Raw genomic sequence first — 15707 nt, 5'->3', positions numbered from 1 at the left:
ATCAATTGGTATCTGAATTCACGGCCACTTAAATGTCTTAATTGGCATACACCAATCGAGATCTTCTTGCTTAATCTACGTCACTAAATTCGTTCAAGTTATTTCTTGCAATCTGCCATTTATAAAAGATGATTTTTATTACGATCTCGCATATTCTGAAGAACACGGCTTTGTTGGCAATGATAAATACCCTAACTTTACCAATCTATCAAAGACGAGAGACTTTCCATTTTCTGATTTTATTGCGTTTACTAAAATAACTGATAATGACAAGCTTACCTTTACTAACGGCGGAACTGCAATTTCAAAAGGGATAGTAGTAGATAATTTAAGTATTGAAACAAATCAATTAGTCCATTATTCTTTTAATTGCATTTATCAAAGTTATAAAGTCATTTCACAAAAAATGACCGACACTCTAAATATTCATTCTGAAGTAACTCTCCTAAATAAGCTCCATTATCAAATATGTAATTGCCCTTATGTCCGTCAAATTGCAATTCTCAAAAATAAAAGAATTGTCCAACTAAACATTCCAGTAAACAAGCCATTTTAATCAATAAGTCATTCTCATGTAAAAGCCCCCTGAAAACTAGCTAAGGTCTAGTCTTCAAGGGGCTCAATCATTATGAACGTTAATCTAGGATCGTAATTTTACATAGTTCTAATTTGAATTTCTTTTATCACTAAACAAGTTTCAAGTGAAGTTGATTATCACCGATCAATCCTGACTTCTTCATGAAGAAGTAGAGTGCCACTGACATCACAGCCGGAGCAACAACCCCAAGTGCCATGTAGGTTGCGAATTGATCCCATCCCCGAGAAAGGTAAGCGATCGGGGCAATCAATGAGTTCAATCCCAAACCACCAAGCGTGTAAGTTGAGCGGAAGTTAAACAGCACTGTTGCTAGTGGTGCACAAACCGCTGCGGAAACAACTGATGGCACTAAAAGGTATGGGTCGATCAAGATATTAGGAAACTGAACTTTAGGGGTAACCAATCCTTGAGCGATATTAGCTCCCAGGTTGTTTTGCCGCCAGGACATTGCGGTAAAGGCAACAAACTGAGCAGTTGTCCCGATTAAAGCAGCCGCAGAAGAAACAGGATCAAGAGTTAGGGCAACGGCCAGAGCAGCTGAAGAAGCTGGGGTCATTAAGAACAAGGCCCAAACAACAGAGATGACAGCTGAACCAAGTACTGGTGATACTTGCATTGAGTGAGCGATGTAGGCAGAAACAGCTAGCAATGCTGGAGTTACTACCGCTGCAACCAGCAAGCCAAAACTAATCCCAACTGCTAAGGCTCCAAACGGTACTAATACCATATCCAGTGGTGTCTTCCCGGTGAGGTATTTACCAACCAGTACTGCTACTACAGCTGCTAAAACAGCAGAAACAGGCTGACCAGTTGTAAATACCGGTGCACCAACTGCAGCAACGGCAGCTTGTCCAGTAGCTGTTGCGCCCTTAACGGCTGTGGTAGTAAAGTGAACAGCATTAGCACCAACAGTAGCTGAAATCATCGAAGCAAAGGTTACCAAAGTGTTAGTGTTCATCTGTGAAGCAACTGCAACTCCGATCGCAGGCGCTAAGAGGACTTGTGCTTCTGCACCAACTAAAGTTAATACATGCAGACCAGATAGGTTACCAATCGTCTGTACTAAAAGTCCTCCTCCCAAGACAACTAAAATGGCATTGGCCACCGCCGCAAAAATTCGGTAAGCCGCCTCTTTCACTACTGACGAATTGGCATAAGTTGCATTTGCTTGTCGCGCATTAACTTGAGTATTTTCCATCATTAACGCCTCCTTAAATATTTTTGATGTTGTTGATTCTACATGGAGACGTTAATGAAATCAATAGTTTTTTTCTAATTGTTTTCTAATTTGTTTTTAATTTTAATATTAGACCCATACCTTTAATCATTGAAAACGAATTCATCATTTAAAATTAAAAGCGGAGACTAATTAAAGTCTCCGTGCTTCCGCTGAAGGGATAATTAAGTGACACTATTGTATCAAGATCCGTTAGATTGTATTCTGCAGTTCTTCAAAATGGGAGAACTAAACTGAGATTATTATCGTAAGGGCTCTGTAGATATGGCCTTCTAATTAAGTAAGTAATTAGCTAAACATGCTTTTCAAGGAAACTAAATTGTTTTCATGTGGAGTGGGGTGTGTTTTGTTAACTTTTTACAGATTAATATCAACATACTTTCAAAGTAGTTTATTAATGAGAAGATGTTCGATGAAAATCACTTAATATCCCTTCACACCTTTAGTATATATTCCCCGCTCTAAAAGATCAATTTAACCGCGTCACATCAACAATGAAAGCACTTTATTAATCAAACATATTTAGGATATTTGTCCTAATACTTATGAATAATAATTCGTTTTTACCCTCTTAGAATCAGAAAAAGGACCGGAAAAATTTTCTGGCCCTTTTTCTGATTAAATTAGGTTTCAGTGCAGCATGGCTAAAGAGATCATTTTAGGTAACATAGTAAAAACGTGCTCCCTCGGAACTCGCTAGAGCTAATATGTCCTACTGCAGCTTAGTCAAAATGCGTTCAGCCTAAGCTCCCTCAAGATAACGACCTCTCTCCTAGGCGCGAGTCGCCTTCGTCGAGAGAAATCGTTATCATCCGGAAGCTTTTTACGGCTTCACACTCTGCTGACTCGCACTCTATTTTTTTAACCCATATCCCCAAGCCAATAGGGCAAAGATGATTACTGACAAGATCAACGGAATCCGTGTTGAATCAATGAACAGTAGAATTACTAAGACAGCCAGGAAGAAAATAATCGTTAACCAACTAGTAACGGGGAAACCTGGCATTCTAAAGTAGCTGACCCCTTTTGGATTCTTCTGCCGGTACTTAATATGTGCTGCTAAAATAATGATCCACGTAAAGATAAAGGTAATCGTGGAGATCCCAGCAATCACATCGAAAATTCCGGCTGGCATAATGTAGTTCAGGATCACGGTAATGAAGAGAATCAGTGACGAGAAAGTCAAAGCGTGATTAGGAACTGCCTTTGCGCTTAACTCACCAAACCGCTTTGGTGCATTCCCGCTTCGAGCGAGTGAGTATAGTGAACGACTTGTACTAAAGATTGCACTGTTTGTAGCGGACATTGCGGCAGTTAATACCACAAAGTTAATAATTCCGGCCGCACCTGGGATACCAATTGCGGCAAACACTTGAACAAATGGGCTAGATGTCGTCTTAATTTGTGTCCATGGATAAATTACCATCATCGCAATCATTGAACCAATATAGAACAAACCAATTCGTACCGGTAAAGTGTTGATTGCCTTTGGAATATCCTTTTGCGGATTCTTAGTTTCACCAGCAGTCAAACCAACCATTTCAATTCCAACAAAGGCAAAGACAACCATTTGGAATGACATCAAGAAGCCCATTGGTCCGGTTGGGAAGAAGCCACCATGATTAACAAGGTTGCTTAGCTCCACTGTTCGATTGTCGATATGGCTATGCATCAGGAGCATTACCGCACCAATCACAATCAGGGCAATAATTGCCAACACCTTAATCATTGAGAACCAACTTTCTAGTTCCCCGAATAAACCGACATTCACCATGTTAACCAACATCAAAAGAACAACAATTGACAGCGGACCAACCCACTGAGGCATTGACGGGAACCAGTATTTCAAGTAAATTCCCGTTGCGGTTAAGTCGGCCATTGCTAACGTTAACCAACAAGCCCAATACATCCATCCGGCAACGAATTCCATTCGGTCACCAAGGTATTCTTTAACTGAATCAATAAACGAGTGCTTAGAAGTATCAGCGAGGATTAATTCCCCCAACGCACGCATCATAAAGAAGCAAAAGATACCGACGATGAGGTACGAAAGAATAATCGCTGGTCCGGCTTGTTGAATCGCCTTCCCTGAACCAAGAAATAGTCCAGTACCGATTGCACCCCCCGATGGCAATCATCGTTACGTGTCGACTCTTTAATGAGCGCTTTAACTTCTGTTGTTGCTGTTCGTCCATAATCTGCCTCCTTAAAAATTAACTTCTATCTTTTGCATATATCGCTTTCACAAAAAAGGACGTCCCTGGCTTTTATACCAGGGACGTCCTTTTAACGCGGTTCCACCCATCTTTATAGTTCAAAATTAATGAACTACCTCTCAGTTGATAAAGGAACCACCCATTTCAAACGTACATGCCATTTTGTTAGTCCCGAATTTCAGCTAATATCGGAATCTCTATTCACTAACATTAAAGATTACTCATAATTATAATGATTTTATGCCTAATGTCAAACAATAATTTGAATTTTTATATAATCTTTCGTATTTTGAAAGCCCAATCATAATGATGAGGGTAAGTCTTCAATTACTTTTTAAAAGTTTACTGCTGCACAGTCATAACGTTGGAGTGAACCAGAAATTGATTTATCAATTTCGTCTGTGAACCTACGCAAGGATGAGTAGGCTTTTGACTATCAACTTGTTGATGACAAAAGCCACTCAGCTACTGCGTTCGCCAGAAACTTGCTAGAGCTAATTTCTAATGCTACATAGTCATAACGTGTTCGCCGTGACCGCAACTTCCGCCTAAATATCCCGGACTTGATTGATACCAATCATCGTCCGGGATTCCTTAGTGCTCAGTTGCTAGTCCGTCACGGCTCACACTCACACATTTAACACCTTATCCAAGAAATTCTTGGTGTCAGGGTGTTGAGGGTGATCGAAGATTTGGTCAGGTGTGCCTTGCTCACGAATATCACCATCATGGAAGAAGACAACCCGATCGGCGACTTGCTTAGCAAAGCCCATTTCGTGGGTAACAACAATCATCGTCATACCTTCACGAGCTAACCGTTTCATAACTTCAAGAACGTCCCCAACCATTTCAGGGTCAAGGGCACTTGTTGGTTCATCAAACAACATCACATCCGGCTTCATCGCTAACGCACGAGCAATTGCCACCCGTTGTTGCTGACCACCAGAAAGTTTAGTTGGGTTGGCATCTGCCTTATCACTGAGGCCAACAAGATCAAGGTAATGCATTGCCGCCTTCTTTGCTTCGTCCTTACTCATTTTCCCCAGTTCAACTGGAGCTAATGTAATGTTTTGCAAAACATTCATGTTCGGGAAAAGGTTAAAGTGCTGGAAAACCATTCCAATATTTTGCCGGACCCGGTTAATATTTACTTTGGGATCCGCAATGTCATAACCATCAACGTAAACATGGCCGCTGTTTGGTTCTTCCAATTTGTTAATGCAGCGTAGAAAGGTACTCTTTCCAGAACCAGAAGGGCCAATCATACAAACCACTTCACTCGGCTTAACGTTGAGATCAATTCCCTTTAGCACTTCGTTACTGCCGTAGCTCTTGTGTAGGTCCTTAACTTGAACTTTGTAATTTTTATCCATATTAAGCCATCCTCTTTTGTACGTAGTTTGATAACCATGTTAATAGGGTAATGATAATGATGTAGATTACCGCAATGATCGTCCACATTCTGAACCCTTCCATGTTTTGTGAAATAATTACTGTCCCGGTTTGGGTTAATTCCATGACACCAATTGCCGATAGGATTGAGGTATCCTTCAGGGTAATGATGAACTGGTTAACCAATGAAGGCACCATCAACTTGAACCCTTGTGGAGCAATAACCTTAACCAAGGCCTTGCTATATGGCAATCCTAAGCTTCGGGCGGCTTCCCACTGTCCTTGGCTAACGGATTCGAAGCCACCTTTAACAATGGCACCAATGTAGGCCCCTTCATCAAGGGTTAATGTCAAAATCCCAGCAAGAAATAGCGGTACCTTGTGACCAATAACGTTTGGAATCCCCATGTAAATAAAGAAGGCCAAAACAATCATTGGAACACCACGGAAAATGTAAATTAACGTACTTGAAACCGCGTTAGCAAATTTATTTTCCACGACACCAAGAACACCAAGGATAATTCCAAAGATCATCGCGAAGATAATCCCGACAACGGTTAACTCAATCGTCATCCATAAACCACGGAGCAATGCATCCTTGTTAGTTTTCAGCAGACCCCAAATTGTGTGATCAGCCGCTGTTGTCTTGGTTGTCCCGTTTCCTTTAGTGTACTTATCAATAATCTTATCTAATTGACCAGTATCCTTTAACCATTTGATTCCGTTATTAACCTTCTTTTGCAAAGCAAGGTTCTTGCCTTTTTGGAAACCAACAGCAACTGGTTGTGCATCAATTGGCTTCTTAGTAACAATCTTTAGCGGAACCCCGGTCTTAATCCCATATTCAAGGACCGGACCATCATCAAAGGTTGCTGCAGTATTACCGTTTTTCACATCGTTCCACATGGTGTTCGATGAGTCGAAATACCGAATCTTGTAACCATATTTATCCTGGTTCTTCTTCAGGTACAATGCAGCACTAGTTCCTGACTTAGCTGAAACGGTTTTGCCTTTTAACTGCTTCATTGACTTAATGTTACTATCCTTGGCAACTGCCATAACAACACCATCAGTGTAGTACGGAGTTGAGAAATCATACTTAGCTTTCCGTTCATCAGTAACACTCATCCCGGCGATAACCGCGTCAACTTGACCTGATTCAAGTGCCTGTAAATCACCGTTAAAGCTCATTGGTTTTAGCTTGTACTTAAAGTGCTCGTGTTTAGCAATTTTTTTAAGAATTTCAATTTCAATTCCTGGATTCTTTCCAGAATACCCACCCTTGCTATCCTGAATTTCAAAGGGTTCAAACGTGTTGTTCGTTGCAAAGGTGTAGGTTGGGTCAGCAGATGCCGGTTGCTGTTCGACGACCACCCACCCAATTACAATTCCAACAATCGCAATAAAGGCAGTGATTAATTTTTTCCAATGATTGCTTTGCATCTATACCGACTCCTCTTTAATCAAATTTTAACGTTGGTAATACATTATCATTCAGTCAAAAAGAAGTGAATAGTTTTAAGTAAACCGTGTGTTTATCCAAGATGAAATCGGTTTAAACTAATCTTTTTAAAGGTTGATACCCATAATTTGGTTAACTTAATTAAGTATAATTTTTGATGGATGATTTTTAATGAGAAAGTTCTCATTTAAGCAAATGTCATTTTATATTCTTTTATACTTTAAACCTAAAAAGCAGGTCTAATTGGTATTACCACCAGCTAGAACTGCTAAATTTTATCTACTCATTATTTCAAACACCGTTTATAGTATTGCTCAGCTTCCTCATCCGTTAAGTCATACGCTTCTTTCAAATTAGCAATGATTTGTTCTTTTGGCAATTGCTGTTTGACAAACAAGCTTGTAACCTGCAAAATTGCTTCTTCTTTTCCTTCTTGCCGTGCGACCTTCAATCCATGGCGACGATCCATTTCATATAACGATAAACGCATATATTCCGCCCTCCATTTCTTATTATGCTTGACGAATGCGATTCTTTTCTTTAATTGTACGATGAAACGATCGTCACCATCAACTTTACGATTAGCAATCACGTCCAAAAATTTTTGTAAAGGCTGATTAACATCTTTCCGCAAACTCGGAATATTTAAGAAAATTGTTGTTGTCCCATCGTCTGCGATATGTTCTGGACTTTCATCAACGTGTCGATGAATGGTATATTGCTGCAAGCCTAAGCCAAGCGGGTCAAAGCAGCAAAAGAAAATCACATATGAATTATTAGCTTCTTGGTAATTTTTCCCTTTTTCGTACGAATCAAGTGATGTCATTGCTTGATAATATTGCGCTCGCTTTAACAGATCTTTTTCATCTGCAACCTGCATTTCTATATCATAGCAATTATTTTTCGTATCCCGAGTGAATACATCAAAGCGGACTCCCTTCGCATCTGGAGCAAAATTAATCTCTTCTTGGCTATTTGGTAGTTTGATATGGTCAATTTTCAACTCCGGTAAAACACGTTGAATTACTTCCTGACAAATCTTTGGATCAATCATCACCTTACTGAAAACAAAATCATTTGATAATCCAGCATCTTCCCATTTCTGAATTAAGTTCATTTTTTCGCCTCCTATCAACTAAAGAACGAAAAAAATGGACTTTTTAACTAAATTCAAAAGAAAAACCAGGAGCAACCACCTGTTAAGGAGGTTATTCCTGGTTTAATTATGTTTAAATGTAATTTGGCTTCTAGGTAATCTAGCCGAAACGTGCTTGCAAGAAACTTGTTAGAGCTTCTACTGCAACATAGCCAAGATCTGCTCACCGCGACCGCCACCTCCGTCTAACTATCCCGTCCTTGATTGTAAACAATCATCGTCCGGGATTCCTTAGTACTCGGTGGCTAGTCCGTCGCGGTTCACACTCTACTTTTTAAATGGTACCGCGTTTTCTTTGGTGATCTTAGTAACACCATGCATGTATGGAACTAAGACTTCTGGAATAGTAACAGAACCATCTTCATTTTGGTAGTTTTCCAAAATAGCGGCAACGGTCCGACCAACGGCAAGACCTGAACCATTCAGGGTGTGAACGTATTGCAACTTACCGTTTTCATCCCGGTATTGCGTATGCATCCGGCGAGCTTGGAAGTCCAAGCAGTTTGAACAGCTGGATACTTCACGGTATTTGTTTTGAGCAGGCATCCAAAGTTCAAGGTCATGGGTTTCAGAAGCAGTGAAACTCATGTCACTAGTAGTCAAAGTGATGACATGGTATGGCAAACCAATCTTCTTCAAGATGTTTTCAGCATTGGCAGTCATCTTTTCCAATTCATCCCATGAATCTTCTGGCTTCGTGTACTTAACCATTTCCACCTTGTTAAATTGGTGCATCCGAATCAATCCACGAGTGTCTCGACCAGCGGCACCGGCTTCTGAACGGAAGGATGGCGTCAACGCTGTAACATAAACTGGAAGTTCTTCGGCAGGAATTACTTCGCCACGATAATAGTTGGTCAATGGAACTTCGGCCGTTGGAATCAATGTCATATCTTCTCCATTAACTTGGTAAACGCCCTCTTTAAACTTTGGGAATTGACCAGTACCGTACATTGACGCAGCATTAACGATGTATGGTGGCAATACTTCGGTGTATCCTTCCTTCATGTGTTCGTCAAGCATGAAGTTATAAACGGCCCGTTCGAGTTGGGCACCTAAACCTAAGTAGTAGACAAAACGCGCACCAGAAACCTTAGCTGCTCGATCAAAGTCCAAAATGCCGAGTTGTTCACCAATATCCCAGTGATGCTTAGGCGCAAAATCAAAGTCACGAATCTTGCCGACTTTGCGTAATTCAACTGCACCATCTTCAGTTAAGCTAACTGGTACCCCATCATGCGGTACGTTCGGAAGATGTGCCATCTTATTATGAAGCTCTGCGTCATTTGCCTCAACTTCGGCATCCAATTCCTTAATCTTGTCACCGAGTTCACGCGTTTCCTTAATAGCGGCATCAGCTGGTTCACCGTTACGCTTAGCTTCTCCAATCTTCTTGGAAGCTGCATTACGTTGCGCCTTCATCGTTTCCGTCTGTTGAAGTAATTCTCGACGCTTCTTATCCAATGCAATCACTTCATCAATCTCTTCGGGTTTTACACCACGAGTAGCTAACTTTTCCTTATAAAAATCAGGTTCTTGACGAATCTTCTTAATATCTAACATGTTATCCTCCTAACAAAAAGAGCCATTCCATCCTCAAAATATTTTGGGACGAAATGGCTCTTAGTTCCGCGGTACCACCCAAGTTTGACATATAACATGTCACCCTCGTGATGAATAACGGTCATCAGCCGTGCGGCATTACCCACCCACATTTATCTGCACCGGAGTTTCGATCAACAACTTTCACCAACCGCTGCTTCTCTAAATGATCTACTTGAAATGCAATCGTGTTTTATACTCGCCATTATCATATTACATTTGGCTTTATTTAGCAATCGATATTTTAATAAATTTTAGTTTAATTTGCCCGGCGTAAACCAAATAATGACTTCAAACCAGCAATTCGTAAGCCGAGGCCGTGAATAACTTTACCTTCAGCTGACTCCGACTCTGATACCGGTGTTACCGGACGCGAGAAAGTTTTTACATACCGATCATCAAGACGTTCATTATCGAACTTATGATAGACAATCATAATTGTAGAATCGGGCGTCCATGCATTAACTTCCTCATTTGGTAAGTAGGTGCGGTCCGGAGCACACTCTTCAATTTCAGGTACTTCATATTCCGCCCATTCCTTAGGTGAATCTGGCTGAACAGCCCAACCACTATAGGTTACTTTACCATTTTCGGTCGGTACCTTAGTTCGCTGAAAGCGTACGGTTTGTTTAATTATTTGACGACTGCCGTCTACATTTATCAAAATAATCGTCCGCGTTGTTTCAGCAACCAAATCATTAGATAGGGTTTGTTCTTCTGCAGTAACCATTGCCACCTAGCCTCACTTTATCATTATTTATCAGATGTTAATGATTTTTATATCCTTTACTATAAACATCTTATCTGGAAGATAATTTTATTCCTTTAGATGGCATATGTCAAAATTCAATTATCGAAATATAAGCAATCCCTGCCTTTTCTTTTTTGAAATATTAACTTCAAACTTCCTAGCCGGATCAGATGTCCTCTTTTACCATTCTTTCAGTAACCGTTAATTGGCGATTCCATTCGGTTTGTCATGCTCCTTAAAGCCCTTCTACACCTGAAATCACTTAATTTATCATTCGATTAATCTTTAGCTCACAATAAGCAAAGTTGGCAACATTTAACAACACGATGTGGAATAACAATAAACGCCAACTCGACAAACAATTGGCGTCTATGTATATTTGAGAGAACAACTTATGGTCTAATTCTTCTTCATTTTATTATTAAAGGAAAAGCATTAATTGCGGCGCTTTTTCAAGTCTCCCAGGCCAAGCATTGCTAATAAACTTGCTAAGCCTAATCCGGCAATTGCTGCATCATCCTTATTATTACCAGTTTGTGGTAACGCTCGTTTGTTCTTTTGGCCATTTTCACCATGGTCATTATAAGTAATCTTAGCACTCACCCCATTACTACGATTACTCTTAACCGTCGGATTAGTATTTAGACTCCTATTACCATTTTGGTCAATGTCGTTGCTGACACTGTTACTATCATTATTGCGTTTATTAGGATGATTATTTCCGTGATTATTATTCTCAAAGTTAGGGTTATTGTGATCACTTGGGTTAGGAACATTATCCGGTTTTGTATTATCGCCATGATTGCCCGAGTTCTTGTAAGTTACTTCAACAGTTACGTCCTCTTTGGCAATTTCTTTCTTAGCAGCGCTGCCATCAACATATGAGGTAAAGCCATCAAGTTGGGGAATAACGAATTGATCCCAATCCTTAGCAGAACCGGTTGCCAATGTCCAGTTGCCATAGGAAATTACTTTATTAGTAACTTCATCAATCGTCTTGGCCCGGTTGAAGTTAACTTTTGGGTTGTCGTGTTAACCGTTCCACCTGGATTATTTACCTCAATCGTCCGGGTAACCGTCTTGAACATATCTGCATCATCATGATCAGTTGGTGTAATCGTCTTGGTTTCGTGAATAAGCGGAACGTTAATTGTGTCAGGAACGATTGAGTTAGTTGGAATAGTATAAGCAGGCTCAATCTTCCAGTTCGCAGGAACATTGTTCTTGATCACTGATGAAACATTTACTTCACTACCATTAATTCCGCCTACTGAAGTGGTTCCAAGAATGTGACTAGGGTTGTTCTTGTCTGCATAGCTAATTACTACTTTACCTTCAGTTGGCGTAGGAATTGGTATGTCATTTTCATCGTAGCCAACGTAAACGGTCGTACCGTTAACTGGATTACCATCCTGATCTAATGCAGAAGCAGATGAAACAGCTGTTGCAATTACCTTTTGACCATCATTACCAATCTTGTAGTAAGAAGTGTAGCCGTCAGCTTGAGGGATATCCTTTAAAGCAAATTCAGTAGAACCGCCTTCGGTAGCAAAGCTCTTGCCGTTAGCACCTAACTTACCAGCTTTCCACTTGCCATAAGTAGAAGCTTGACCGTTACCGTAAATTGTCATTGATCTACCAAAGTCTAAGTTTTGAGTATCAGTTATTTGTTGACCAGAAACTGGTGTAGTAACAATATCACGGGTAACCGTCTTAAACATGTCCTTGTATTCAGGATTCGTTGGGTCAACATGGCTTGGATCAACTGCCTTGTTTACAAAGACCTTAGCAGTTGCGGTGTCATGTGAACCATCTGGATAAGTTACAGTTACTGGGTTCTTGCCATTTTTATCAGTAATCGAAGGTTGAGCATTACTGAAGGCAAATTTAGTTCCAGCTGGAGCAGTTACCTTATTACCATTTTCAGTAAAACTTGGCTCACCCGTGTTAACTGGATCATTAGCAAGGACAATTTTATTCGCATAATTGGGGACGTACTCTTCTACCATTGCCTTCGTAACATTAATCGTTACGGGAACATCCAGGTAAGTCCCATCGTTGAAGTTAATTCGCACAGTCCCTTTTACACCATCGGCGATCGTAGCAGTGGTAGGCTGACCATTTGGTGCCCAGACCATCGTGAAGGTTTTTCGATCGTCATTACCGGGAGTATATGCCGCCACTTGTGGTGTTTGGGCGTCAACATCTTGCCCGTTCCAACCATTCGCCCCAAGATCGGTCACATCCACTAATTGACGGTATTGGGCCTGTGTTAAGTTAGAAATATCACTGTTTTGTTTAAAATTTAGCGGCTGGTTCGCTTGGGCCCCATAAAAATTGAAGTAAACATTAGTCCTATCACTATACCCCACCGGATAGGCATCCCCAAACTTTTGCGCAATAATCAAGTCCGTGACCATCCATTTTATCCGGTACTTAGAGAATGTTACACGTTGCCCGTATAACTCACCATCCCTCGTTTCAGCTGGATTAATACTACCATCAGCTAAATACGCCGGCGTTGTGGCCGTATCCGTGCCAAAATTAGTATTGGGTGTATAACCATCCACCCAACTGTACTTAATCGCACTGGCAGGAAAACTATTAGACGAATCAGTCGTATTTACAAACTCAGTTCCATCAGCATTTAATTTATAAGTGGTACTGTTACGATAATTACCAGTATTAAAATCAAAAAGTCCGGTAACAATGGTTGTAAACCCACTCTTATTAATATCTGGAACATAACTATCACTCGTTTTGTGAACGTTGGTAACCGTAGGATTGAAGGTCGTGGTGGAGAAATATTCACCGTCGTCATCTGCCTGATCGTCAGCGTCACTTGTCAATGATACAGCTGATGAAGAATTGGCAGATGAAGATAATGAAACAGTCTGATTAGACACAGTCTGGATCGAAGCGGAATCTGCTTGAGATGTGTCCGTAGGTTGTTCAGCTGCTTTGCTGACCGTTCCCGTTGTCGTGTTCGCTGATGCTTCTATTCCCCTAAAAGTGAACCCAATCAAGACCGAAGCAACGCCGACCGTTAACTTTTTTAAGTGTAAACCGTTGTTTCTTCGGCTCTTGTTTTCGAATTTGTTCTTTCCAATTATTACTCGATAACATAATTTTACCTCCCTAATTACTCTTACCTTTTTGGTTTAAATATACTGCTTTGTCAGTCAACAAGTTCCTCATAATCACTCGCATATCTAAATCGTGTTGACATAGTACAGCTTGAGGTAATAAAAATATTAATTAATATGACTAATTGATCATGGATAATAATTGTATAAAGAGAACCCTATTTTATTTCTTACTTCGGTCTGAGCAACTTCAATCACTTACTAGCAAGAATTAATCTACGAATGATGAGAACAAAAAAGCAGTACCAAGTTTAAAAACTTGATACTGTTCTATTAGCTTGCATCAACAGAATTTGACACAGAGCCTACAAAAACAGTACCGACAGATGAAAAAACATCTATCAGTACTGAATATCATAGAGCCTACTTCTTGACGAAGAGACACAAAAAGCAACAAACTACCGAAATGGTAATTCATGAATTTCCTGTAACAATTCACTCGTTAAAGATTTAGTTTTCTTCGTTTTGCCAATCCAAATAGAGCTAGCAAGGCAGAAATTACACCTAACAGAACAGTACCCTGTTCATTTGTGTTCCCTGTTTGGGGTAGAGTTTGTTTTGTTACATTATTATTTTCAGCCAGCGTATTAGTAGCCTTTGTTGGCGCGTTAACCGCTGACTCGGTAATATCTGGTACTTCTTTCCAAGAATACTTGGTCACATCAGGTAAATCAGGAAGATTACTGATTCCCTTGGAAGGATCCGGCGTTTTGCCAACTTCTGTATTAATTGGTTTGCCAACTGGATTTTGTCTATCGGCATCAGTAACTTGATGAATTGCAACCCCCGTAAATCCAGAAACCAGGATATCATTGTTATTAGTTAATCCAGTGTGGTTTACAGTAGTGTTAGCTGGCAAAAATGATACTCTTAACTTTGCAACCCCTTTTGGGACAACAAATTTAAACGTTTGCTTACCAGTATTACTTTCCGTCGTAAAGGTTGCTAATGGATTGGGCGTAGCATAGGCGTTATATAAGCTCTGGTTTTGTGGGTCATCCGCATCGTAAATAACCATCTTTAATTGATCTTGTCCATTAACATTCCCGTTACTTACCCAAGTTGGAGTAATCTCCAATTTTTCACCAGATTTTACAGCAATATCTTTGTGAATCCCTAAATTCCAAGCCGAACCAAAAGCTATCCGAATAGGGATATAAAAAGTTGTGCCATTAGGATAAGTAATTTTATCCATGACTAGGTACACTCTGAATTTTTGCCCACTAAATGGGGAAAAATACTTAGCTCCCGCTTCTCCTTTTTGGGCAGGAACATGTAAGAATGGATATTTATCATTACCCTGGGGCTTAAACCACCCACCTACATACTCATATTTGGTCCCCTTAGGTAGCTCATTTTTATTACCAATGGAATCAAGAGCAGCACTAAGATTCCCGCTGGTTGGTTCACCATACTTACCTAACCAGATAATATTATCTTTATTGTCGGGGTTAATAATCCCAGAAGTACCAGTTCCATCATTAATGGCTTCGCCAGTCTTACTAATTCCTACCTTACCATCAATCGTGTACCCAAACTGGTCATTGTTGGTTGGTAATTTGACATTATAACCATCGCCACCTTGTTGTTGAATTGGATCATAAATAATGGCGCCTGGTTTTTGATCTTCCCCTTTATTGAAGTCATTTTCATTGCCCCCGTTTAACGGCTTATCATGCCGAGGGGATGTCCAATTAATATTATCAGGTAAGATACTTAAATCTGCATTCTTACCAAGTTCCTTAGTTGTCGATTGATGATCAGCTGAAGCTGCGACTTGTTCATCAATATTAGTTGCCGCATGAACTGTGACCGGGTTGTCCAGACCCCCCCCTGCCATAAAGAAAAAGCCGGTCGCAATGGTGACTGAGGCAACGCCAACAGTCAACCGGCACAGTGCCCATTTAGTATACCGTTGTGACATTCGCTTCTGAATTAATTCAAGATTATTTTTGCTAACCATAATTTTTACTCCTTTAAACTTATCTTGTATTAAACAGTATACCATATTTCTTGCTTCAACAGGAGGCAGATTGCAAGAAATAACTTGAACGAATTTAGTGACGTAGATTAAGCAAGAAGATCTCGATTGGTGTATGCCAATTAAGACATTTAAGTGGCCGTGAATTCAGATACCAATTGATTTG

9 protein-coding genes and 1 pseudogene are annotated in these 15707 nt (G+C 40.2%); all 10 read right to left on the bottom strand.

Annotated elements, in window-relative coordinates; genetic code table 11:
* Positions 1-686 precede the first annotated feature (686 nt).
* The 10 genes and pseudogenes from HUK49_RS09555 to HUK49_RS11355 all read right to left on the bottom strand — a co-directional run bounded on the left by HUK49_RS09555 (position 687) and on the right by HUK49_RS11355 (position 15523).
* Positions 687-1799, bottom strand: coding sequence for a PTS transporter subunit IIC (locus tag HUK49_RS09555; protein ID WP_191913558.1), 1113 nt, complete (start codon positions 1797-1799; stop codon positions 687-689).
* 889 nt (positions 1800-2688) lie between these two features.
* Positions 2689-4030, bottom strand: a pseudogene (locus HUK49_RS09550) (amino acid permease).
* Positions 4031-4680: 650 nt separating this feature from the next.
* On the bottom strand, positions 4681-5424 hold the full coding sequence (locus tag HUK49_RS09545) for an amino acid ABC transporter ATP-binding protein (protein WP_191913557.1): 744 nt from the start codon (positions 5422-5424) through the stop codon (positions 4681-4683).
* A gap of 1 nt (position 5425) precedes the next feature.
* Positions 5426-6886, bottom strand: a complete 1461-nt coding sequence (locus HUK49_RS09540) for an ABC transporter substrate-binding protein/permease (RefSeq protein WP_191913556.1) — start codon at positions 6884-6886, stop codon at positions 5426-5428.
* A gap of 305 nt (positions 6887-7191) precedes the next feature.
* The gene (locus tag HUK49_RS09535; RefSeq protein WP_191913555.1) at positions 7192-8022 is read right to left on the bottom strand and encodes an Rpn family recombination-promoting nuclease/putative transposase; all 831 of its coding nucleotides are present in this window, start codon (positions 8020-8022) and stop codon (positions 7192-7194) included.
* A gap of 306 nt (positions 8023-8328) precedes the next feature.
* Complete coding sequence (gene serS / locus HUK49_RS09530; RefSeq protein ID WP_191913554.1) at positions 8329-9624, bottom strand: serine--tRNA ligase; 1296 nt, start codon at positions 9622-9624, stop codon at positions 8329-8331.
* 298 nt (positions 9625-9922) lie between these two features.
* Positions 9923-10393, bottom strand: a complete 471-nt coding sequence (locus HUK49_RS09525) for a mucin-binding protein (RefSeq protein WP_191913553.1) — start codon at positions 10391-10393, stop codon at positions 9923-9925.
* A gap of 456 nt (positions 10394-10849) precedes the next feature.
* Positions 10850-11383 (bottom strand): LPXTG cell wall anchor domain-containing protein, encoded by a 534-nt coding sequence (locus HUK49_RS09520; RefSeq protein WP_328797268.1) that lies wholly within the window; start codon positions 11381-11383, stop codon positions 10850-10852.
* The gene (locus tag HUK49_RS09515) at positions 11383-13440 is read right to left on the bottom strand and encodes a Rib/alpha-like domain-containing protein (RefSeq protein WP_235981103.1); all 2058 of its coding nucleotides are present in this window, start codon (positions 13438-13440) and stop codon (positions 11383-11385) included. Before HUK49_RS09515 ends, HUK49_RS09520 begins: the two co-directional genes overlap by 1 nt.
* 562 nt (positions 13441-14002) lie before the next feature.
* Positions 14003-15523 carry a Rib/alpha-like domain-containing protein gene (locus tag HUK49_RS11355; protein WP_191913551.1) on the bottom strand — a complete coding sequence of 507 codons (1521 nt, stop codon included), beginning with the start codon at positions 15521-15523 and terminating at the stop codon, positions 14003-14005.
* Positions 15524-15707: the final 184 nt, after the last annotated feature.

The organism is Limosilactobacillus portuensis (genome assembly GCF_014838735.1).
GTDB lineage: Bacteria > Bacillota > Bacilli > Lactobacillales > Lactobacillaceae > Limosilactobacillus > Limosilactobacillus portuensis.
Note: the sequence above shows the minus strand (reverse complement) of the source record. Positions and strands in the feature narration are given on the sequence as shown.

Excerpts from the sequence above, each read along its gene's own strand:
- HUK49_RS11355 (WP_191913551.1), bottom strand. The coding sequence starts at position 15,523 with ATGGTTAGCAAAAATAATCTTGAATTAATTCAGAAGCGAATGTCACAA.
- HUK49_RS09555 (WP_191913558.1), bottom strand. The coding sequence starts at position 1,799 with ATGATGGAAAATACTCAAGTTAATGCGCGACAAGCAAATGCAACTTAT.
- HUK49_RS09545 (WP_191913557.1), bottom strand. The coding sequence starts at position 5,424 with ATGGATAAAAATTACAAAGTTCAAGTTAAGGACCTACACAAGAGCTAC.
- serS (WP_191913554.1), bottom strand. The coding sequence starts at position 9,624 with ATGTTAGATATTAAGAAGATTCGTCAAGAACCTGATTTTTATAAGGAA.
- HUK49_RS09525 (WP_191913553.1), bottom strand. The coding sequence starts at position 10,393 with ATGGTTACTGCAGAAGAACAAACCCTATCTAATGATTTGGTTGCTGAA.
- HUK49_RS09535 (WP_191913555.1), bottom strand. The coding sequence starts at position 8,022 with ATGAACTTAATTCAGAAATGGGAAGATGCTGGATTATCAAATGATTTT.
- HUK49_RS09540 (WP_191913556.1), bottom strand. The coding sequence starts at position 6,886 with ATGCAAAGCAATCATTGGAAAAAATTAATCACTGCCTTTATTGCGATT.